General features: G+C 63.6%; 25 protein-coding genes, 1 tRNA gene and 3 pseudogenes. 21 read left to right on the plus strand and 8 right to left on the minus strand.

Annotation, left to right across the window (positions count from 1 at the left end; genetic code table 11):
- A pseudogene (locus EN943_RS21140) lies at window positions 1–263 on the minus strand (sugar ABC transporter substrate-binding protein); the annotation flags it as partial.
- A 63-nt stretch (window positions 264–326) separates the two neighbouring features.
- Window positions 327–1,370 (minus strand): LacI family DNA-binding transcriptional regulator, encoded by a 1,044-nt coding sequence (locus tag EN943_RS21145; RefSeq protein ID WP_127414486.1) that lies wholly within the window; start codon window positions 1,368–1,370, stop codon window positions 327–329.
- Window positions 1,371–1,829: 459 nt separating this feature from the next.
- Between EN943_RS21145 and EN943_RS37685 the strand changes: the two genes are divergently transcribed.
- The 4 genes from EN943_RS37685 (at window position 1,830) to EN943_RS21160 (ending at window position 2,782) form a co-directional block, all read left to right on the plus strand.
- Window positions 1,830–1,905: transfer RNA gene (locus tag EN943_RS37685), tRNA-Cys, on the plus strand.
- A gap of 201 nt (window positions 1,906–2,106) precedes the next feature.
- Complete coding sequence (locus EN943_RS21150) at window positions 2,107–2,310, plus strand: hypothetical protein (protein WP_127414487.1); 204 nt, start codon at window positions 2,107–2,109, stop codon at window positions 2,308–2,310.
- Between the two features lie 5 nt (window positions 2,311–2,315).
- A complete protein-coding gene (locus EN943_RS21155; protein ID WP_027160878.1) occupies window positions 2,316–2,507 on the plus strand; it encodes a hypothetical protein in 192 nt (63 codons plus the stop codon).
- 53 nt (window positions 2,508–2,560) lie between these two features.
- A complete protein-coding gene (locus EN943_RS21160) occupies window positions 2,561–2,782 on the plus strand; it encodes a DUF6500 family protein (protein WP_109660331.1) in 222 nt (73 codons plus the stop codon).
- 31 nt (window positions 2,783–2,813) lie between these two features.
- On the opposite strand, the gene EN943_RS21165 is transcribed toward EN943_RS21160, so the two are convergent.
- Together EN943_RS21165 and EN943_RS21170 are read right to left on the minus strand one after the other, a co-directional pair.
- Entirely contained in the window at window positions 2,814–3,080 is a 267-nt protein-coding gene (locus EN943_RS21165; protein WP_024503907.1) for a DUF1488 domain-containing protein, read from the minus strand.
- Window positions 3,077–3,325, minus strand: coding sequence for a hypothetical protein (locus EN943_RS21170; RefSeq protein ID WP_027035326.1), 249 nt, complete (start codon window positions 3,323–3,325; stop codon window positions 3,077–3,079). Before EN943_RS21170 ends, EN943_RS21165 begins: the two co-directional genes overlap by 4 nt.
- Before the next feature lie 250 nt (window positions 3,326–3,575).
- Here EN943_RS21170 and EN943_RS21175 point away from each other — a divergent pair, with 250 nt between their 5' ends.
- The 3 genes from EN943_RS21175 (at window position 3,576) to EN943_RS21185 (ending at window position 6,340) form a co-directional block, all read left to right on the plus strand.
- Window positions 3,576–3,914: a co-chaperone GroES gene (locus EN943_RS21175; RefSeq protein ID WP_127414488.1), complete on the plus strand. Its 339-nt coding sequence runs from the start codon at window positions 3,576–3,578 to the stop codon at window positions 3,912–3,914.
- 34 nt (window positions 3,915–3,948) lie between these two features.
- Window positions 3,949–5,580: a chaperonin GroEL gene (groL, locus tag EN943_RS21180; RefSeq protein WP_127414489.1), complete on the plus strand. Its 1,632-nt coding sequence runs from the start codon at window positions 3,949–3,951 to the stop codon at window positions 5,578–5,580.
- A 262-nt stretch (window positions 5,581–5,842) separates the two neighbouring features.
- A complete protein-coding gene (locus EN943_RS21185; RefSeq protein ID WP_127414490.1) occupies window positions 5,843–6,340 on the plus strand; it encodes a GAF domain-containing protein in 498 nt (165 codons plus the stop codon).
- Here EN943_RS21185 and EN943_RS21190 read toward each other — a convergent pair whose 3' ends face one another.
- The 4 genes from EN943_RS21190 to EN943_RS21205 form a co-directional block, all read right to left on the minus strand.
- Window positions 6,341–7,396: a YeiH family protein gene (locus tag EN943_RS21190; RefSeq protein ID WP_127414491.1), complete on the minus strand. Its 1,056-nt coding sequence runs from the start codon at window positions 7,394–7,396 to the stop codon at window positions 6,341–6,343.
- Between the two features lie 142 nt (window positions 7,397–7,538).
- A complete protein-coding gene (locus tag EN943_RS21195; RefSeq protein ID WP_164778301.1) occupies window positions 7,539–7,925 on the minus strand; it encodes an ester cyclase in 387 nt (128 codons plus the stop codon).
- A 157-nt stretch (window positions 7,926–8,082) separates the two neighbouring features.
- Window positions 8,083–9,075: a carbon-nitrogen hydrolase family protein gene (locus EN943_RS21200; protein WP_127414492.1), complete on the minus strand. Its 993-nt coding sequence runs from the start codon at window positions 9,073–9,075 to the stop codon at window positions 8,083–8,085.
- Window positions 9,076–9,303: 228 nt separating this feature from the next.
- Complete coding sequence (locus EN943_RS21205) at window positions 9,304–10,197, minus strand: LysR family transcriptional regulator (protein WP_127414493.1); 894 nt, start codon at window positions 10,195–10,197, stop codon at window positions 9,304–9,306.
- A gap of 153 nt (window positions 10,198–10,350) precedes the next feature.
- Between EN943_RS21205 and EN943_RS21210 the strand changes: the two genes are divergently transcribed.
- The 14 genes and pseudogenes from EN943_RS21210 to EN943_RS21275 all read left to right on the plus strand — a co-directional run.
- Window positions 10,351–10,746: a cupin domain-containing protein gene (locus EN943_RS21210; protein ID WP_127414494.1), complete on the plus strand. Its 396-nt coding sequence runs from the start codon at window positions 10,351–10,353 to the stop codon at window positions 10,744–10,746.
- A 56-nt stretch (window positions 10,747–10,802) separates the two neighbouring features.
- Window positions 10,803–11,138, plus strand: a complete 336-nt coding sequence (locus EN943_RS21215) for a carboxymuconolactone decarboxylase family protein (RefSeq protein WP_127414495.1) — start codon at window positions 10,803–10,805, stop codon at window positions 11,136–11,138.
- Between the two features lie 5 nt (window positions 11,139–11,143).
- Window positions 11,144–12,133: an aldo/keto reductase gene (locus tag EN943_RS21220; protein ID WP_127414496.1), complete on the plus strand. Its 990-nt coding sequence runs from the start codon at window positions 11,144–11,146 to the stop codon at window positions 12,131–12,133.
- Window positions 12,134–12,165: 32 nt separating this feature from the next.
- Window positions 12,166–12,279: pseudogene (locus tag EN943_RS21225) on the plus strand (oxidoreductase); the annotation flags it as partial.
- 219 nt (window positions 12,280–12,498) lie between these two features.
- Window positions 12,499–12,978: a GNAT family N-acetyltransferase gene (locus EN943_RS21230; protein ID WP_127414497.1), complete on the plus strand. Its 480-nt coding sequence runs from the start codon at window positions 12,499–12,501 to the stop codon at window positions 12,976–12,978.
- A gap of 15 nt (window positions 12,979–12,993) precedes the next feature.
- The gene (locus EN943_RS21235) at window positions 12,994–13,377 is read left to right on the plus strand and encodes an ACT domain-containing protein (protein ID WP_127414498.1); all 384 of its coding nucleotides are present in this window, start codon (window positions 12,994–12,996) and stop codon (window positions 13,375–13,377) included.
- A gap of 161 nt (window positions 13,378–13,538) precedes the next feature.
- Window positions 13,539–15,030 (plus strand): annotated as a pseudogene (locus EN943_RS21240) (aldehyde dehydrogenase family protein).
- A gap of 327 nt (window positions 15,031–15,357) precedes the next feature.
- A complete protein-coding gene (locus EN943_RS21245; protein WP_127414499.1) occupies window positions 15,358–15,780 on the plus strand; it encodes an MbcA/ParS/Xre antitoxin family protein in 423 nt (140 codons plus the stop codon).
- The gene (locus EN943_RS21250; protein WP_127414500.1) at window positions 15,774–16,472 is read left to right on the plus strand and encodes an RES family NAD+ phosphorylase; all 699 of its coding nucleotides are present in this window, start codon (window positions 15,774–15,776) and stop codon (window positions 16,470–16,472) included. Before EN943_RS21245 ends, EN943_RS21250 begins: the two co-directional genes overlap by 7 nt.
- 74 nt (window positions 16,473–16,546) lie before the next feature.
- A complete protein-coding gene (locus EN943_RS21255) occupies window positions 16,547–16,879 on the plus strand; it encodes a metalloregulator ArsR/SmtB family transcription factor (protein ID WP_127414501.1) in 333 nt (110 codons plus the stop codon).
- 69 nt (window positions 16,880–16,948) lie between these two features.
- Window positions 16,949–18,013 carry an ACR3 family arsenite efflux transporter gene (gene arsB, locus EN943_RS21260; RefSeq protein ID WP_164778302.1) on the plus strand — a complete coding sequence of 355 codons (1,065 nt, stop codon included), beginning with the start codon at window positions 16,949–16,951 and terminating at the stop codon, window positions 18,011–18,013.
- Window positions 18,010–18,432 (plus strand): arsenate reductase (glutaredoxin), encoded by a 423-nt coding sequence (gene arsC / locus EN943_RS21265; protein WP_127414503.1) that lies wholly within the window; start codon window positions 18,010–18,012, stop codon window positions 18,430–18,432. Before arsB ends, arsC begins: the two co-directional genes overlap by 4 nt.
- Before the next feature lie 63 nt (window positions 18,433–18,495).
- A complete protein-coding gene (locus EN943_RS21270) occupies window positions 18,496–18,816 on the plus strand; it encodes a metalloregulator ArsR/SmtB family transcription factor (RefSeq protein WP_127414504.1) in 321 nt (106 codons plus the stop codon).
- 44 nt (window positions 18,817–18,860) lie between these two features.
- Window positions 18,861–20,167 (plus strand): NAD(P)-binding domain-containing protein (locus EN943_RS21275; RefSeq protein ID WP_127414505.1); only part of this gene is annotated, 1,307 nt, incomplete at its 3' end.

A 20,167-nucleotide genomic window follows, 5' to 3' on the forward strand; every position in this document is an offset into this window, starting at 1 on the left:
GTGTAGATCAGGTCGAGCGACAGCGCGTCGGGCGCTGTGCCGCCGGCGGCCGCGGCACCGTATTTCGGGATGATCTCGGCATTGGGGATGATGTCGAGCTTGACCTGGTTGGTGTGCGCCTTGTTGTAGGCATCGACGATCCTCGGCATGAAATTCGAGCCGTCGGCGCGCACCCAGATGTTGGCCGTCTCGGCGGCGGCAGTGCCGAGACCGCCGCCCAGAACGGCAGCGGCCAGGGCCAGTTTGGCAATCAGGTTCCTCATGTTCTCCTCCTCCAAGGTTGGCCGCGATCCGCGGCTTGGCGCCGATTGCGCGGCGCTTCGTTTTCAGCCACCCGGCGGATGGCCGCATGACTGCCGCACCACCAGCCGGCACGGCAGTTTTCGAATGCCCGGCGCGGCGGGCTTGCCGCCGACCAGCGAAAGCAGGGTCAACCCGGCCTCGCGCCCGAGCGCGACCAGGTTCATGTCGACAGAGGTCAGCGGCGGGCGCGTCGCCTCGGCCACGATCTCCCAATTGTCGAAACCGATGACGCCGACATCACTGGGTACGTCGAGGCCGCGTTCGCGCAGAGCATCGATGACGCCGCGCGCGATCTGGTCGTTGCCGCAGAAGACCGCGTCCGGCCTTTCGCTTTTGCCGTCGAACAGTTGCGCAACCGCCTGGTGACCCCAGGCTTCCGACCAGGAGCCGAGCAACGGCTCGCTGACCGGGAGGCCGTTTTCGACGAGCACGTCGCGGTAAGCCTGGACGCGCGCGTGCACCACGGCAAAGCTCGCCGGCCCGGTGACGTGGGCGATGCGCTTGCGGCCAAGCCGGCAGAAATGCTCGACGGCCAGCCGGGCGCCGCCAACATCGTCCGAGACGAAGGCGACGGCGTCGGGGTCGGGCTGCGTGAAGGCATAGATCACCGGGACGCGCAGATTGGAGAGGTCGACGGGCAGATGGCGATCGATGCGCTTGCCGGTGGCGATGATGCCGTCAACGCGTTTGTCGAGCATGGCGTCGACATGCATCTGGCCCAGCCGCGGATCCTCCTCGACATTGCACAGGAACACCGAGACGCCATTGTCGACCAGCGCGTCCGAAATGCCCGACATCAGCGGCAGCGAGAAGCGGCCATAGGTATCGTTGGTGAGCAGGCCGACGGTGAAGCTGCGCCTCCTGAGCAGGCTCTGCGCCAGGCTGTTGGGCCGGAAGCCAAGCCGCCGGGCGGTCTCGCGAATGCGTTCGCGCGTCTCGGCTGTCATCCGGCCCTGGCCGTTGAGCGCCTTGGATGCGGTGGCGACGCTGACGCCGGCCTGCGCCGCCACGTCACGCAAGGTGACTGGCTTGGAAAAGACCGGAACAGGCAGATCGTCCGATGGCATCGCGCCGAGAGTCCTTGGTTGGGAAAAGGTTTTCTCTTACCGACCCGAATGAGGCCCGGCAGGTAGCCGAGCCCGATCGAAATTGTTTGAGAAAACCTTTTCTCAGCTGAAGCTAGGCCAGATCGGATCGCCGTTCAAGGGAAAAAGCTGCTTGGGCCTTCGGCTCTCTTCCTCCGGATGCAATCCGGGGGTAAAGCAGCGCCGGCAGCACGTAGCTCAGGGGAAGAGCGCCAGTCGCAGTGCTGGAGGCCCTCGGTCGAGACGGGGCGGGCTGCCGCTTGAGGCGTGAAAGATCGCAGCGTGCGCGGGAAACCAGGTCCGGCAAAGGGTTGGCGCGGCCGGGCAGCAAGCCTGGCCGCATATGTGCTGGCGGACACTGTGAAGATCGTGCCGAAAATTCTGAACAATCCCTCGGGATTAACCTTTCCGTAAATATTTGGCCGCTACTTCAACAGCCATGGCCTCGTGGCGGAGCGGCTACGCTGGAGACGGCAAATCTCTGAAGCCTCGGTTCGATCCCGAGGCGAGGCCTCCAAAATTTCGCGTCGAACAACAGTCCCAATCTGCCCCCAGGGCAGGCGGTCCGCACGAATAGATTTGTGCGTTGCGAAGGCGGTGCGGACCGGCCGTTAAAGCAGTCCCGTCTTGCATTTGGCATGCCCGCACCCGCCAAAAGAGTGCTATGGAAGGGAGCCGAGCGTTCTTGCTTCGCTTTTCCTGACATTCGAGGCCTTTCGTGCGTGAACCGTCGCTGCTGCCCGTCTTTGGAAAACTTGGCCTCAAGGCCCCTGTCGCCTTGGCGGCGGCACCGGTCTCGTCGGCAGGTGTGTCGCACCTGCGGAAGCTTCTGGCCGTGCATGGCGGCATGGTGCTGAAACTGTCGGTCATTGCCTGGACGGTGCTGATCCTGGGCGCCGTGTTTTTCACGATGCAAGGCTGACCGGCATGGCCAACCGCTACACGCTGCGCATGGAGCTTCCCCAGAGCTGGAGCATCATCGATGTCTTCACTGGCCAACCGGCGGTGGTCCGGCAAAAGGTGATGGTCGGGATGGGGCCGCGCGAGGCCGAGGACATGGTCGTGCAGATGAATGTCCGCGATGTCAAACGCCGCGAACGGGCCGAGCGCAAGGCCTGATCCGTAGCGGCCCGCCGGCGGAAGCCTGCCGCACCGCAAATCAAGGGATTCCCGTGAGAGCCAGCCTGAAGCAGAAGATACTGGAGGTCTGCGACCGCAAGATCTCCGAGAAGGGGGCCGGCGTCGGCGTGTCGTTCTATGCGTTTTTCGCCAACAGAAACGACGACCCCGAACTCCTGATGGAAGCCGCCGAATGGTGGATCAGAACCCACCGCCTCGACCATTTCGAAAAGGCTGCGAAGATACGCGCAATGGTCGAGGAGATGGATCTTTAATCTTCATTTTGAGCGACATGCTTTGGGCTGATCAGCCGAAATCGGCCGCCGTCAGCACATACATGCTCTTGTGGGTGCGGTCGTACGCCTTCGACGCCACCTCGCGGATCGCGCTGCTCTCGGTGTCGAATGTCTGAAGATAACCGGCTTCATCGGCAGCAGTGCCCGGCCGCATCTTGGCCATGGCGTCGGCAGCGACGGAAAACGAGATCTGGAACATGCCGTCATGGCCGACGAAACGAATGCGCTGCCCCGCTTCGTCATAGCTGCGGCTGCGGTTGGGGAAGGTGAGGCTCATGTCTTGGCCTCCGCGACTTTCTTGGTCACCCGCTTCTTCTTCGGCGTCGGATTGAGGGCCTCGGCGACACGATCGGCCTCTTCCTTGGCCAGCCGAAGCTCCCTCAGCCTTGCCGTCTTGATCTCCCTGGCTCTTGCCTCGGACATATATTCGGCGGTCGCCTTATTTTTCTCCGCTGTCTTCTTCTGCTTGTCGACAAAGCGGGCTTCAGCTTTTTCCATGATCGTCTGATTGCCTTCGGCCATCGAAGAAATCTCCCTTGTGCCTGAAACCGTGAAAGTGAACTTGTCCGATAAATAGGCACTCGATCGGCAAAATTCAATCTTTTGAATTATTTGACATTCTGCGGATATCACGAAACGGCCAGCCGAAATAATACTTTTGAATATTTAATGTGGGCCGCGAATAATTTTTGGCACTCCTATCTATCGAGTGCCAACGCGTCTATAGAGGAGGGGCGTGGCCGCCTGTGCCGGCCCCAGAAAGAAAGTTCCCATGAAATTTCGGCCACTCCACGACCGCGTCGTCATTCGTCGCGCCGAAGGCGATATCAAATCCAAGGGCGGGATCATCATCCCCGACACTGCCAAGGAAAAGCCGCAGGAGGGCGAAGTCATCGCCGTCGGCCCTGGCGCACGCGACGAAAACGGCGCGCTTGTTCCGCTCGACGTCAAGGCCGGCGACTTCATCCTGTTCGGCAAATGGTCGGGCACCGAGGTCAAGATCGACGGCGAGGACCTTCTGATCATGAAGGAAGCCGACATCATGGGCATTATCGACAAGCGCGAGACGGCTGCAACCGACAAGACCGTGGCCGCCAAGAAAGCTGCCTGACCTCATTTTCTCCGAACGAACTGGATAAAAAATCATGTCTGCCAAGGAAATCAAATTCTCCACCGACGCGCGCGACCGCATGCTGCGCGGCGTCGAGATCCTCACCAATGCGGTGAAGGTCACGCTCGGCCCCAAGGGCCGCAACGTCATCATCGACAAGGCCTATGGCGCGCCGCGCATCACCAAGGACGGCGTCACCGTCGCCAAGGAAATCGAGCTTGCCGACAAGTTCGAGAACATGGGCGCCCAGATGGTGCGCGAAGTGGCCTCGAAGACCAACGACCTCGCCGGTGACGGCACCACCACCGCCACGGTGCTGGCCGCCTCGATCCTGCGCGAAGGCGCCAAGCTGGTCGCCGCCGGCATGAATCCCATGGATTTGAAGCGCGGCATCGACCAGGCGGTTTCCGCCGTGGTCAAGGAAATCCAGGCGCGCGCCAAGAAGGTCAAGTCGTCGGCCGAGATCGCACAGGTCGGCACCATCGCCGCCAATGGCGATGCCAGCGTTGGCGAGATGATCGCCAAGGCGATGGACAAGGTCGGCAATGACGGCGTCATCACCGTCGAGGAAGCCAAGACGGCAGAAACCGAACTCGACGTCGTCGAAGGCATGCAGTTCGACCGCGGCTATCTCTCGCCTTATTTCGTCACCAATGCCGACAAGATGCGCGTCGAGCTGGAAGAACCCTACATCCTCATCCACGAAAAGAAGCTCGGCAATCTGCAGGCGATGCTGCCGATCCTCGAGGCGGTGGTGCAGAGCGGCAGGCCGCTGCTGATCATCTCCGAGGACGTCGAGGGCGAGGCTCTGGCGACGCTGGTCGTCAACAAGCTGCGCGGCGGCCTCAAGGTCGCGGCCGTCAAGGCGCCGGGCTTCGGCGATCGCCGCAAGGCGATGCTGGAAGACATCGCCGTGCTGACATCAGGACAGATGATCTCCGAGGACCTCGGCATCAAGCTCGAAAACGTCACCATCGAGATGCTCGGCCGCGCCAAGCGCGTGCTGATCGAGAAGGACACCACCACCATCATCGACGGCGCCGGCACCAAGGCGACGATCCAGGCGCGCGTCGCCCAGATCAAGGGCCAGATCGAGGAGACGACCTCCGACTACGACAAGGAAAAGCTGCAGGAACGTCTGGCGAAGCTCTCCGGCGGCGTAGCCGTCATCCGCGTCGGCGGCGTCACCGAGTCGGAAGTCAAGGAAAAGAAGGACCGCATCGACGACGCGCTGAACGCAACGCGCGCCGCGGTTGAAGAAGGCATCGTGCCCGGCGGTGGCGTGGCTCTGCTGCGTGCCCGCTCGGTGCTTGGCGGCCTGACCGGCGCCAATGCCGATGTCACGGCCGGCATCACGATCGTGCTGCGGGCGCTCGAAGCGCCGATCCGCCAGATCGCCGAGAATTCCGGCGTCGAAGGCTCGATCGTCGTCGGCAAGCTCACCGACAGCAAGGACCACAATCAGGGTTTTGACGCCCAGAACGAGGTCTATGTCGACATGATCAAGGCGGGCATCGTTGATCCGGCGAAAGTGGTGCGCACCGCACTGCAAGATGCCGGCTCGATCGCGGCCCTTTTGATCACCGCCGAAGCGATGATCACTGACATCCCGCCCAAGGATGCCGCGCCCGCGGGTGGCGGCGGTGGCGGCATGGGCGGCTACTAAAACCTGGCACTTGCCCGATCTGTTTGAGATGTGAATGGCGGCCCCCGATCGGGGCCGTCATGATTCTCAAGATGATCCATCGCAAAGTTTACGCATAGCTGCCTTGCCGCCCGGCTCAGCACCGGGAGGCGATCCTGATCTTGCGGCTTTCGGAGGGGACGCAATCCACGCTAGACTGTCCAGGCGGCCGTCTGGTTGCGAAACTCGCCGGACTTTGGCAAGCGATCGGACGAACAGCTATCCTCGATACGGAGACACGTTCATGTTTGCGGCCAAGGCCATCGACACCTCGGACAAGGCCGCGTTCTACCGCGACCTCGCCACCCAATTGAAGGCGCTGCTCGAGGGTGAGCGCGATTCGATCGCCAATGCGGCCAACACCGCAGCACTCATCTTCCAGATGGTGCCGGACCTCAACTGGGCCGGTTTCTATTTCCTGCAGTCGGATGAGGAAATGGTGCTCGGGCCGTTCCAGGGCAAGCCGGCCTGTGTGCGCATCGCCGTCGGCAAGGGCGTGTGCGGAACAGCGGTCGAACTCGGCACCTCGATGCTGATCAAGGACGTGCATGATTTTCCCGGCCACATCGCCTGCGACGCCGACTCGCGTTCGGAACTGGTGGTGCTGCTCGAGGACGATGAAGGCGTGTTCGGCGTGCTCGATCTCGACAGCCCGTTGCCTGCCCGCTTCGACAAGGCCGACCAGGCTGGCATCGAGACGCTGGCGGCGATCTATGCAGCGGCGAGTTCGTTCGAGGACTAATCAGCCTACGAACTTCACCAGCATCAGGCTGAAGCAGCCGATGAACAGGGACGCCGAGAAGGCGAGCGCCAGCGGGCGCAGGCCGCGTGAGCGCAGCTGCGAAATGTCGGCTTGCAGGCCCATGGCGGCCAGCCCCATGGTCAGCATGATGGTGGTGGCGAGCGCCATTGCCGATTTCACCTCGGCCGGCACCGTGACCAGGCTGTTCAGCGCCACGACTGCGACGAAGGCGGCAACGAACCACGGCATGGGCGGCCTTGCCGCCGACCGATCGCTCTTGCGGCGCGCCATCAGGCCGAGCGCGACGACCATCGGCGCCAGCATGGCGACGCGGGTCAGCTTGGCGACGGTGGCGATCTCGCCGGACTGGGAGCCGTTCTGGAAACCGGCGCCGATGACTTGCGCCACCTCATGGATCGAAGCGCCGGCCCACAGGCCGAAGGCGTGCTGGTCGAGGCCGAGCACGGGTGCGAGCAGCGGAAAGCCGAGCATGGCGACGGTGCCAAACAAGGTGATCGAGGCAACGGCGTAGGTGACGTCCTCGTCGCGCGCATCGGTGACGATGTTGGTGGCGACGATGGCCGAGGCGCCGCAGATCGAGGTGCCGGCGGCGATCAACTGCGCCAGCTTGGCGTCGACGCCGATCAGCCGGCCGAGCGTGATGGTGAAGACGAAGGTGGCGCCAAGCGTCGCCGCGACAATGCCGACGCCGCCAGCGCCTATCGAGACGACCTGGCCGAGCGTCAGCTGGAAGCCGAGCAGCACGATGGCGAAGCGCAGCAGGCGCTTTTGCGAGAATGCGATGCCGGTCTTGGCGTGCACCGGCGTGCCGAGCACGTTGGAGTAGATCATGCCGGCGACCACCGCGAGGATCATCGGGCTGAACAAAGCGAAGCCGGAAACATTGCGGGCCGAGAAGGCGACGGCGGTGATCATCGCGACAAGGACGATGCCGGGTACGATGCCATTCCAATTGAGGGATTTTCGCCCTTGTGTCAGATCGGCAGAAAACGCGCTTTTCGGAATATCGTTCGCGAAGTGGGAAACGGAAGACAATGCAATGCTCCAGGCGGGTACGCTGGGAGAATGTCATTCCTATACCGATCTTTCCAACGAATTATTCTCGTTAGAATGATCGATTTTTACGAACGATTGGTCGGACGCTGGCTGCGCAGATGTCGCCTTCTGGCCGACTTGATCAAAGCTGCGCTTCGATGGCTGCCTTGTCGATCACCGACCAGACATGCCTGATCCGGCCGTCGAGAAATTCATAAAAGACGTTCTCGCTGAAGGAGACTTTCCGGCCGTTGATGGGCAAGCCGAAGAAGGTTCCGATCGGCGTGCAGTTGAACTGGAGCCGGCTGGCTATGAAGGGCGTGTCCGAGATCAGCAGCTGGATGTCGAAATAGAGGTCCGGTATCTCGGAAAAATCCCGCTCCAGCATCTTGCGATACCCGGCCAGCCCGATCCGGTCGCCATTGTAGTGCACCTCATCGTGAACGAACCGGTGCAGGTTGCGCCAGTCCTGACTGTTGAGGCAAGCGATGTAGCCGAGATAGAGGTCGGTAAGATCGGTGTCGGTCACGGCGATTGCTCCGGTGCTGATACCTGGTCTCGAAATCCGCGGTTCACGCTTACAGGAAGATAGAACGACCGAAGATTCAATCCAGGTGGATTGCGCTCTATCGGCAGCAACGCAGAGGGCGGCCGGCAGCCGCCAAGCCGCCCAGGGTCGTGCCTGCCTAGAACATGCCGCGATCGTTGCTGCGCTGGTCGTCTTGCACCTGATGCGGCTGATAGAGTCCCGCCCGCGCCGTTCGCCGCCATGGCCGGGCCGGGTCAGCCGGGTTATTGTCGATATCGGCGACGGCAATCGCGGGGGTTCCATCGGCTGGACATTGCGCCGCCCAGCGGCCACCGGGGGCAACGATCCCCGAAGGCGCGGCCAGGCTGTGTTGGGCGGGGAGGGAGAAACTCGCCCAGTAGTGGTTGCTTGCCGCGTGTCCCTGCATCTCGACGGCGAAAGCCGGGCCACCGGTTGGAGTGACTGTCGAGAACAGGACGCAGTCGACATCGAGCTTCTCATAGTCGATGAAAATCTCGGGGAAATGCGCCTCCATGCCGAGCGTGCAGCCGAAGCGGAGCCCGTCGACCTCGAACGTCATGGGGATCGAACCCGGCGTGTACATGAAGGAAATCTTGGTGTTCGACAGCATGCGCTCGTCATAGCGCGTCACCAGCTCGCCGCGATCGGAGACGACATAGAGGCTGTTGTGCGGCCGGCGCGGCCCGCTGAGCCGATGCACCGAACCGAAGACCGTCCACAGTCCAAGCTCGCGCGCAAGTGCTGTCGTCGCCTCCAGTTCCTCGCGCAGGACCGTCCATTCGAAGCGGCTCCAATCGGCCGGCCCGATATGTTCGCGAACGCTGGCCGACATGATGCGCTTGTTGGGAGAGCAAGTCGCGCCTTCGGGAAAGTGCAGCAGTCTCGCGCCCGCCTGCCGGGCCTCCCGCATCAGGCGCCGCATCTCCAGCCCGCTTTCGCGCAGCTTACCGATGTCGCGCGGGTCGTCATGGACGGTGCTTTGCGCCACGGCCAATCGCACCGATCTCACTTCGGGCGCCGGATCGTCCGGCGCGCCGCGGTGAAAATGCCTGAGAGCAGCCGTGTAGGACTCGCCTGTCCTGGCAGCGCGAGCCCGCACACGACGTTTGAAATTTGCGTTCTGGGTCATTGTCATGGCCTTTCACGTCCCGGATGGCGTTCCCCAGCAACCACATCCGAAACGGTCGGACCAAGACAGCGGCCTGAGACTGGAAAGCCCCTTTGCCTCCGTTGAAAGACCGTGCTGGGGACGGTCCCTGGAGGTTCGGCGCAGGCCACGCCATGCAGAATGATGCCAACGCGGTCCTGCTTCGTCAACCAGGCAGGTAACAGATCCTCGCACGTTGAAAGTTCAGTTCTAGCCGCGGTAGCGCAGCGCGTCGACCAGCAGCGAGAAGGCCGGCGTCGCTTGCCGGCGGCTGGGGTAATAGAGGTGGTAGCCGGGGAAGGGCGCGCACCAGTCGGAGAGCACACGCACCAGCCGGCCACTGGCCAGATGAGCCGTCACCTGCTCCTCCGGCAGATAGGCAAGGCCGAGGCCGGCGAGCACCGCGTTCATGCGCAGCGCGGACGTGTTGAACACCAGCTGGCCTTCGACCCGCACCTTCAGCTCGCGCCCCGCCTTCTCGAACTCCCAGGCGTAGAGCCCGCCATAGGTGGGCAGCCGCAGATTGATGCAATTGTGGGTGGTCAGGTCCTGCGGCGTGCGCGGCTTTGGCCGGGTGGCGAAATAGGCTGGCGAGCCGACAACCGCCATGCGCATGTCGGGGCCGATGCGCACCGCGATCATGTCGCGCGCCACCTGTTCGCCTAGCCGCACGCCGGCGTCGTAGCGCTCGGCAACGATGTCGGTCAGCCCATAGTCGACAATGATCTCGACCCTGATGTCGGGATAGTCGGGCAGCAGCGGGGCGATCGCCGGCCACAGGACCGCATCGGCGGCATGCTCGCCGGCGGTGATGCGGATGGTGCCGGCGGGTTTTTCGCGCAAGGCGCTGAGTGCGGCGATCTCGGTCTCGATCTCATCGAGCCGCGGCCCCACAGTGCGAGCCAGCCGCTCGCCGGCTTCGGTGGGCGAAACACTGCGCGTGGTGCGGGTCAGAAGCCGCACGCCCAGCCGCTCCTCCAGCGCCCGTACCGTGTGGCTGAGCGCCGATTGGGAAACCCCGAGCTTGGCCGCCGCCCTGGTGAAGCTTTGCTCGCGCGCGACAGCGAGGAAGGCGGTCAGCTCATTCAGATTGTCACGCGGCATTCATGAGCCCCTTTCATAAGATCATGCTGGATATAGCACCTAATCGGCACCAATCGCAGACCCTAGATAGGCATCAACACAATTGGGCGCCTCTACCGCCGCCTCTGGAGACCGGCGGTCGTGTCATGCCTGTTGCCAGGAAGGGACAAAACCATGGACATCACGCGAAACGGCTCTCAAGCCTCGGCCAGGGGATCGGCCGACTATTTCACCGGCGCGGTGCGCATCGACGCGCCCTTCAAGGGCGGCGAGCCCGCCCGGGTCGGCGGCGCCACCGTGACTTTCGAGCCCGGCGCGCGCACCGCTTGGCACACGCATCCGCTTGGCCAGACGCTGATCGTCCTCTCGGGCGCAGGCCTGGTGCAGCGCGAGGGCGGCCCGATCGAACCGATCCTGCCCGGCGACATCGTCTGGTTCGCGCCCGGAGAGAAGCATTGGCATGGCGCCGCGCCGACGACCGCGATGAGCCACATCGCCATCGCCGAAGCGCTCGATGGCAAAGTCGTCGACTGGTTGGAGCATGTCAGCGACGAACAATACGGGATTTGACAGGTATCGGCGCGTGGCGCCGAGTTCAACGCCCGAACTCTACGAAGGAGACCACCATGACCGATGTTCCAAGGCTGAAAAGCCCATTCTCCGATATCGCTCCCGCGCTTGGCAGATACACCGACGAGGTGTTGTTCGGCGACGTTTGGGAGCGCCCCGGCTTGTCGCCGCGGGACCGCAGCCTCGTCACCGTCACCAGCCTGATTTCGGGCTACCGGATCAATGAAATGCCTTTCCACATGAAGCGCGCGCTCGACAATGGGGTCACCCGCGACGAACTCATTGAAACCATTACGCATCTCGCCTTCTACGCCGGATGGCCCGTTGCAAGCACTGCGATCGGCATTGCCCGCAAGGTCTTCGAACAAGTTGACGCCGAGAAGAAGGGATAACGACAATGCAGAAGCGCACACTTGGAAACAGCGGTCTCGAGGTTTCGGCCATCGGGCTTGGCTGCATGGGGATGAGCCAGTCATACGGGCAGCCGATGGAGACGGCGGATGCAGTCCACCTGATCAGGGCGGCGTTCGACCGTGGCATCACCTTCTTCGACACCGCGGAGGTCTATGGACCGTTCACGAACGAGGAGGTCGTCGGCGAGGCGCTGCAGCCGATTCGCGACCAGGTGGTGATCGCCACCAAATTCGGCATCGACATCGCCGGGACAGCCGGACACGATGGCATGGACAGCCGGCCGCAGCATATTCGTGACGTCGTCGAGGCCTCGCTCAGGCGGCTGAGAACCGACCACATAGACCTCCTCTACCAGCACCGCGTCGATCCGGTCGTGCCGATCGAAGAGGTGGCGGGCGCTGTGAAGGACTTGATCAGCCAAGGCAAGGTGAAGCATTTCGGTCTCTCCGAGGCGGGCGTGCGCACGATCCGGCGCGCGCATGCGGTACAGCCGGTGGCCGCGGTCCAGAGCGAATATTCGCTCTGGTGGCGTGAACCGGAAGAGGCGATCCTGCCGGTGCTTGAAGACCTGGGGATCGGCTTCGTGCCCTTCAGCCCGCTGGGCAAGGGGTTCCTCACCGGCGCCATCGATGCCAGCACGACATTCGACAGCAGCGACTTCCGCAACACCGTGCCGCGTTTTGCGGAAGACGCCCGCAAGGCGAACCAGGCGCTGGTCGAAGCGATCGGCGTGATCGCGGCCGAGAAGAAGGCGACATCAGCACAGGTCGCGCTCGCCTGGTTGCTGGCGCGGAAGCCCTGGATCGTTCCGATCCCCGGCACCACCAAGCTCAATCGCCTCGAAGAGAACATCGCATCGGCCACTGTCGCGCTGACGGCGAGCGATCTTGCCGACATCGAGAACGCGGTCTCGGCGATTGCCGTACAGGGAGCGCGCTATTCTCCGCAACAGGAAGCAAGGATCGATCGCTAGAGCCAGGCGCAGGAGAGCGGGCACTCTACGACCGGGTGGCCATTCCGGCCGATGCCTTTGCCAGGACGGTGGTGTTCGCCATGAGCCAGCCCGACGAGGTCGACATCAACGAGATCCTGTTCAGGCCGATGGCGCAGGAATACTAGAAGCCGTTGTAGGTGTCTTGACGCGCCGCGCTTCCTGCTCCAGCTTGACGCCATGTTCTTTCTCGCGCCCGCCACCGCCAAGCGACGCCGCTTCTGCACAGTGCGGAGCGGCAAGCTGATTGCGCGACGACAAAGGCCGGCAGAATAGACCCGGTTCGTTCGTTTCCAGCCCCGCCCGCGACATTCGCCGGCGGGGTTTTTCATGTCTGGAGCACTTTGATGACCAACAATTCTTCCATCCGGCTTCGGCCGGCCGAGCCCGCTGACGCCGCCGCGATCCGGGATATCGTTCGCGCCGCCTATGCAAAATGGGTGCCGGTGATCGGCCGCGAACCGCTGCCGATGCGCGCCGACTATGACAAGGCCGTTGCCGAGCATCCGTTCGATCTCGCCGTCGAGGATGATTGGATCGTGGGAATGATCGAAACCATCCTGGCCGAGGATCACCTGTGGATCGAGAATGTCTGCGTGGCACCGGATGCGCAGGGAAGGGGGATCGGCCGGCTGTTGCTGGAACTGGCCGAGCGCAAGGCGATCGAAGCGGGGCGTGCCGAGCTTCGCCTGCTGACCAATGGCGCCTTCGAGGCAAATGTGTCGCTCTACAAGAGGCAGGGCTATATCGTGGACCGGGAAGAGCCGTTCATGGGCGGCATGACGGTCTACATGAGCAAGAAGCTCGCGGGATCACCGGCGATCTGAGGAAGGAGTTCGATAATGGCTGCCAGGGTCAGGCTTAAGCAACTCTCAGGGTTTTACGCGGTTTCCCGGCTGGCGGCGGGCGAGACCATTCCCGGTTGGGCGGACGGGCCAGGCTTCGTCAGCATCACAAGGACCGACGACGAGCTTTCGATCGTTTGCCTGCAGGATCGTGTGCCGGATAGTGTCAGGCACGACGGTGACTGGGTCGCCCTCAAGCTCCAGGGGCCGTTTGCCTTCGACGAAACCGGTATCGTGCTGTCGGTCATCAGGCCGTTGTCGGAAAACGCATTGGGTATCTTCGTGGTGTCCACTTTCGATGGCGACCATCTGTTGGTGAAAGCGACGGATCAGGCCGCCGCGAGGCGGTTTCTGGTCGAGGCCGGGCATACCTTGCTGTAGTCCATCCTCACCAAGCCGGTTGCTGGCGCAACCGCTCTGGCTCAATCACTGCCGCACTGGTTCAACCACTTCCGGGGTTGCGTTTGACAGCGGCGTTTGTGCATCGTTATCTCCAGCCGGATATGACGGCGCGGCGCGGCCATGCGGCCAAGGAGAAAACCATGTCACACAATCTGCAGTTCTATATCGATGGCGCGTGGGTCGATCCTGTTGTGCCCAACACATTGGACGTCATCGATCCCTCGAATGAGGACGCCTTCGCGCAGATTTCGCTCGGCTCCAAGGCCGATGTCGACAAGGCGGTGGCTGCCGCCAAGCGCGCCTTCGCCAGTTTTGGTTTCCGAGGTTGGTGAGCGGCTCGACCTGTTGAACCGCATCATCGCGGTCTACAAGAAGCGCAGTGGCGATCTTGCCATCGCTGTGTCACGCGAGATGGGCGCGCCGCGCCAGATGGCGTTGGACAGCCAGGTCGGCATTGGGCTGGCGCATCTGGCCAAAATGGCCGAGACGCTGAAGATTTTCGAATTCCGCCATGTCAAGGGCAACCATCTCGTGGTCAAGGAGCCGATCGGCGTCGTCGGCCTGATCACGCCGTGGAACTGGCCGCTCAACCAGATCACCTGCAAGGTCGGTCCCGCACTTGCCGCCGGCTGCACGATGGTGCTCAAGCCCTCCGAGATCGCGCCGCTCGACGCCATCATCTTCGCCGAAATCCTGGACGAGGCCGGCGTGCCGAAGGGCGTCTTCAACCTTGTCAATGGCGACGGACCGGGCGTCGGCCAGGCGCTGTCCAGCCATCCCGACATCGACATGATGTCGTTCACCGGTTCGACCCGCGCCGGCATCCTGGTGGCCAAGGCCGCCGCCGATACGGTCAAGCGCGTGCATCAGGAGCTTGGCGGCAAGTCTGCCAACATCCTGTTCGGGGATGTCGACCTCGCGAGCGCCGTCAGCAAGGGCGTCGCCGGCTGCTTCAGCAACAGCGGCCAGTCCTGCAACGCGCCGACGCGCATGTTCGTGCCGCGCGACCGCCATGACGAGGCGGCCGGCTATGCCAAGGCCGCTGCGGAAAAGTTCACCGTCGGCCCCGCCGACGCTGCCGGCACCAAGCTCGGCCCGGTCGTCAGCCAGGTCCAGTTCGACAAGATCCAGGATCTGATCCAGGCCGGCATCGACGAGGGTGCGACGCTGGTCGCCGGCGGCCCCGGCCGTCCCGCCGAACTCAACCGCGGCTATTATGTCAGGCCGACGGTGTTCGCCGACGTCACCCACGACATGCGCATCGCGCGTGAGGAGATCTTTGGGCCGGTGCTGGCGATCATGCCCTACGACAGCGTCGATGAGGTGGTCGAGACCGCCAACGACACCGTCTATGGCCTCGCCTCCTATATCCAGGCCAAGGACATGAAGAAGGCGCGCGAAGTGGCGGCCTATGGCCTCGCCTCCTATATCCAGGCCAAGGACATGAAGAAGGCGCGCGAAGTGGCGGCGCGCATGCGCACCGGCAATGTCTACATCAACTATCCCCAGTGGGACGCCGGCCTGCCGTTCGGCGGCTACAAGCAGTCGGGCAATGGCCGCGAATATGCCGAATACGGGCTCGAGGATTTCCTCGAGATCAAGGGCATCGCGGGTTATGAGGCGGCCGAATAGGCGGTAATGGCGGCGACCTTCCAAGGCTTGGGTTCCTCGCCCCCGCAAAGCGGGGGAGAGGTGGCCGCAAAGCGGGGGAGAGGTGGCCGCGAAGCGGTCGGAGAGGGGGCCTGCGGCGCTGGCGAGGTTCCGCTGAATGTCTTTCAAAGCCGCGCCATTCCCCCTCTCCGTCTCGGCTTCGCCGAGCCACCTCTCCCCCACTTCCGTGGGGGCGAGGAACCCAAGCCTTGCCACGTCCCGCCATCCTCTTCCCATCAAGGTGCGGTTGGACTTGTCTTGCCAACTGGCAGATGCGTGCTATATATCTGCCAATAGCGAGGCACCGAAATGCAGCTTCAGTCCATAGTCACCACGCCGGCCACGGTCGGAGCCGCTATCTCGGATGAAGAAGCGGGCGCTCTGGCGCGCACCACGGTCAATCTGTTCAAGGCCTGGAATCTCACCGACCTGGAGGCCTGCATCCTGCTCGGCGGCATGTCGGCGCGGACCTGGGCGCGTTGGAAGACTGGGGCGAAAGAAGGCGGCGTCGGCAGGATCGACCGCGACCTGCGCACCCGCATGGCGCACCTGATGGGCATCCATAAGGGCCTGCGCTATCTGTTCACGGACCCGGCGCGCGGCTACGCCTGGATCCGCAAGCCCAATGCCACTTTTGGCGGCCAATCGGCGCTTGACCTGATGCTGCGCGGCGAAATTTCCGATCTCTCGGCGATGCGCGAATGGCTCGATGCGGAGCGTGGTGCATGGTGAATGGGCTTGCGGTCCGGCGCCGCGTCCATTGGCACCAGACCTTCCGCATCATCCGCTCCATCCACCCGCCGATCGACCTGTTCGAGGACATTGCCGACCCGCGCGACTGGGAGGCGCTGGCCGCCGTCGAGGCGAAGACAAACCCGCGCATAAGGTTCGAGATCGGCGACCTCGGCAAGGTGGCCGCCGCAAGGCGGATTTTCGGACCCGGCGCGAGCTTCGTGATGGCGCCTTTCGTGCATTGCTCGACGCTGAGGCCAGGCCGCTTCTCGGATGGCAGCTACGGGATCTACTATGCCGGCGACAGCGAGGAGGTGGCGCTGGCCGAGACCATCCACCATCATCAGAAATTCATGCGCGCCACCAACGAGGGGCCGGGCTGGACAGCGGATTTCCGCGTGCTGATCGGCAGCGTCGACCGCGACCTCGATGATGTCAACGCCGTACCCGGCGTGCTCGACCCGGACGACTACACCGCCTCGCAGGCGGAAGGGCGGGCGCTGCGGGCAGCCGGCAGCGATGGACTGGTGTGGAACAGCGTGCGCATGCCGGGCGGCGGCTGCATCGGCATCTTCTGGCCCGATGTCATTACCATTCCAGTGCAGGGCCGCCACTACAGCTACCACTGGGACGGCGCCCGCGTGGACTTCGTGCGCCAGCACGATACGGGAAAGGTGCTGGCCGTCACGTGATGGTTGGCGGACACCCTTTACAGATCGTGAGGGAGTCGATATTCACGAATCCATAAATCCAAGGATTCGGATATATGGATAAGAAGGGCACTTTGAACGCGCTGGCCGCACTTGGCCAGGAGACGCGGCTGGATGTCTTCCGGCTGCTCGTGCGTGCCGGCCCGGAAGGCATTCCGGCGGGCGAGATCGCAGCGAGGCTGGACACGGTCCAGAACACCATGTCGGCGCATCTGAAGGTGCTTGCCCATGCCGGGCTGATCCGTCCCGAACGCGACGGAAGGACCGTGCGCTATGTCGCCGACATGACCGGCTTGCGCGACCTGCTGGCCTATCTGATGGAAGATTGCTGCAATGGCGCGCCGGAGCTCTGCCGTCCCGTCATCAATGCCGTGACCTGTGACTGTTGAGGCAGCGATGACTGGAAAACCATCATGACCGATCACGCTCTGAACGCGGGCGAGGCGGCGCGGCCCGGCATCGGCTTCGTCGAGAAATATCTGACGGTGTGGGTGGCACTGTGCATCGTCGCGGGCATCGCGCTTGGCCACCTGCTGCCGGGTGTGTTCGGCGCCATCGCGTCGGCCGAGATCGCCAGGGTCAACATTCCTGTCGCCGTGCTGATCTGGCTGATGATCGTGCCGATGCTCTTGCGCGTCGATTTCGCCTCGCTGGCCAGGGTCGGCACCTATTGGCGCGGCATCGGCGTGACGCTGTTCATCAACTGGGCGGTGAAGCCGTTCTCGATGGCGCTGCTGGGCTGGCTCTTCATCGGCTGGCTGTTCCGGCCGTGGCTGCCGGCCGCGCAGATCGATTCCTACATTGCCGGCCTGATCATCCTTGCCGCGGCGCCCTGCACGGCGATGGTTTTCGTCTGGTCGAACCTGACGCGCGGCGAGCCGAATTTCACGCTTTCGCAGGTAGCGCTCAACGATGCGATCATGATCGTCGCTTTCGCGCCCATCGTCGGCCTGCTGCTCGGCCTGTCGGCGATCACCGTGCCATGGGGCACGCTGATGCTGTCGGTCGCACTCTACATCGTTGCGCCGGTGATCATCGCGCAGCTGGTTCGTGGCCGGCTGCTGGCAGCGAGGGGACAGGCCGGGCTCGATGCCCTGCTTGCCACACTGCAGCCCTTGTCGCTGATTGCCTTGCTGGCGACGCTGGTGCTGCTGTTCGGCTTCCAGGGCGAGCAGATCATCGCGCAGCCACTGGTGATCGTGCTGCTGGCGGTGCCGATCCTGATCCAGGTCTATTTCAACTCCGGTCTTGCCTATCTGCTCAACCGTCTCAGCGGCGAGCGGCACTGCGTGGCTGGGCCATCGGCGCTGATCGGAGCGTCAAACTTCTTCGAGTTGGCGGTGGCCGCCGCGATCGCGCTGTTCGGGCTGAATTCGGGCGCGGCCCTTGCCACCGTGGTCGGGGTGCTCATCGAGGTTCCGGTCATGCTGTCGGTGGTGTGGATCGTGAACCGCAGCAAGGGCTGGTACGAGAAGGGCGGCGCCGTCCGGAATACCATGTCGACCGAGAAGGCCTCGAAATGACCATCACCATCTACCACAATCCCGATTGCGGCACGTCGCGCAACACGCTGGCCATCATCCGGCAGTCGGGCGAGGAGCCGGAGGTGATCGAATATCTGAAGACGCCGCCGTCACGGCAAAGGCTGGTCGAACTGATCGCGGCGATGGGCATGACGCCGCGCGACCTGCTGCGCGAGAAGGGCACGCCCTATGCCGAACTCAGCCTTGCCGATCCGAAATGGCCCGACGAGCAGATCCTCGATTTCATGCTGGCACATCCGATCCTGATCAACCGGCCGATCGTGGTCAGCCCGCTCGGCGTCGTCCTTGCACGGCCGTCGGAAAAGGTGCTGGACATCCTGCCCAACCCAGAGATTGGCGCGTTCACCAAGGAGGATGGCGAGGTGGTCACAGGCGCCTCGGGCAAACGCGCCGGCTGATGCTATTTCCATAATTTTCGAAATTAAGTTGACGGCGCGAAAATTGTCGCGTAGCTTATTTCCATGAAACTCGAAAAAGCGGCCGCCCAGCTCGAAGCGCTCGGCAACCCGACGCGGCTTCAGCTCTATCGCATCCTGGTGCGCGCCGGTGACGACGGGCTTGCCGTCGGCAGCGTCCAGGGCAGGCTCGACATTCCGTCCTCGACGCTGTCGCATCACCTTAAACGACTGGTCGACACCGGGCTTGTCACGCAGGAGCGGCAAGCGACGACGCTGATCTGCCGCGCCAACTATCCCGGCATGAATGCGCTGATCGGCTATCTCGCCGACGAGTGCTGCGCCGACGCCATCTGCGCGCCTGCCGTCGGCAAAGCACTGGCCTGATTTTTTTGCGCTTGTAATTCGAACATACCGGAAGGATCGAACCTATGGACATGATGGCAAACCTTCCCGTCGCGGTGATCGGCGCCGGCCCGGTCGGGCTTGCAGCCGCGGCGCATCTGGTCGAGCGCGGCATCACTCCGCTCGTCTTGGAACGCGGCGAAAGCGTAGGCGCCGCGCTGCTCGAATGGGGCCATGTGCGGCTGTTTTCGCCGTGGGAATACAACATCGACGCAGCGGCGCGGGCGCTGCTCGACCGCTCCGGCTGGACGGCGCCGGACGGCCAGGGCCTGCCGACCGGCGGCGAGATCGTGCGCGATTATCTGGCGCCGCTTGGCCGGCTTCCCGCTATCGCCGCCAATTTGAAGCTTGGCGCCGAGGTCACCGCGATCACCCGCCAGGGACACGACAAGGTCGCCAATGACGGCCGCAAGGACGCGCCCTTCGTCGTCCGCTATCGCGATGCCGGCGGTGAACACCGCGCTCTCGCGCGCACCGTCATCGACGCCTCCGGAACATGGCGGCGGCCAAATCCGATCGGCGTCGACGGGCTGCCGGTTGCCGGCGAAGGCGAGGCGTCGGCGCGCATCGCCTATGGCATTCCCGATGTAGTCGGCAAGGCGAGGGAAGACTATGCAGGCAAGTGCATCCTGGTCATCGGCGGCGGGCACTCGGCCATCAACGTCGCGCTGGCGCTGATGGAGTTGCAGGATGCAGCGCCTGGCACCGAGATCTTCTGGGCGCTGCGCCACGCCAGCATCGAGAGATTGCTCGGCGGCGGGCTGAACGACCAGTTGCCGGAACGCGGCGCGCTTGGGCTGGCTGCCAGGCAGGCGATGGCGGATGGCAGGCTGAACATGCTGACGTCTTTCGCCGTCAACGGCATCGAGACACAGGGCGAGGGGCTTGTCGTCGATGCCAGCCTGGGTGGCAAGCCGTTCAGCCTGGCCATCGACCGCATCGTCGTCACCACCGGCTTCAGGCCAGACCTGTCGTTCCTGAGCGAAATCCGCATCGCGCTCGATCCCGCCGTCGAAGCGCCGCCAGCATTGGCGCCGCTGATCGATCCGAACTTCCACTCATGCGGCACGGTTCCCGCGCATGGCATTGCAGAGCTCACGCATCCAGAACCCGGCTTCACCATCGTCGGCTCGAAATCCTATGGCCGTGCCCCGACCTTCCTGATGGCGACCGGCTACGAGCAGGTCCGCTCGGTGGTCGCAGACATTGCTGGAGACCATGCCGCGGCCCGCGAGGTTCGGCTGGTCCTGCCGGAGACCGGCGTGTGCAGCGCCGTTGGTGTCGTGACGGTATCGGCAAGCCCCGGCTGTTGTGGCGGGGCCGCCCCCCCCCC

The sequence above is a fragment of the Mesorhizobium sp. M7A.F.Ca.US.006.01.1.1 genome, from assembly GCF_003997935.1.
GTDB lineage: Bacteria > Pseudomonadota > Alphaproteobacteria > Rhizobiales > Rhizobiaceae > Mesorhizobium.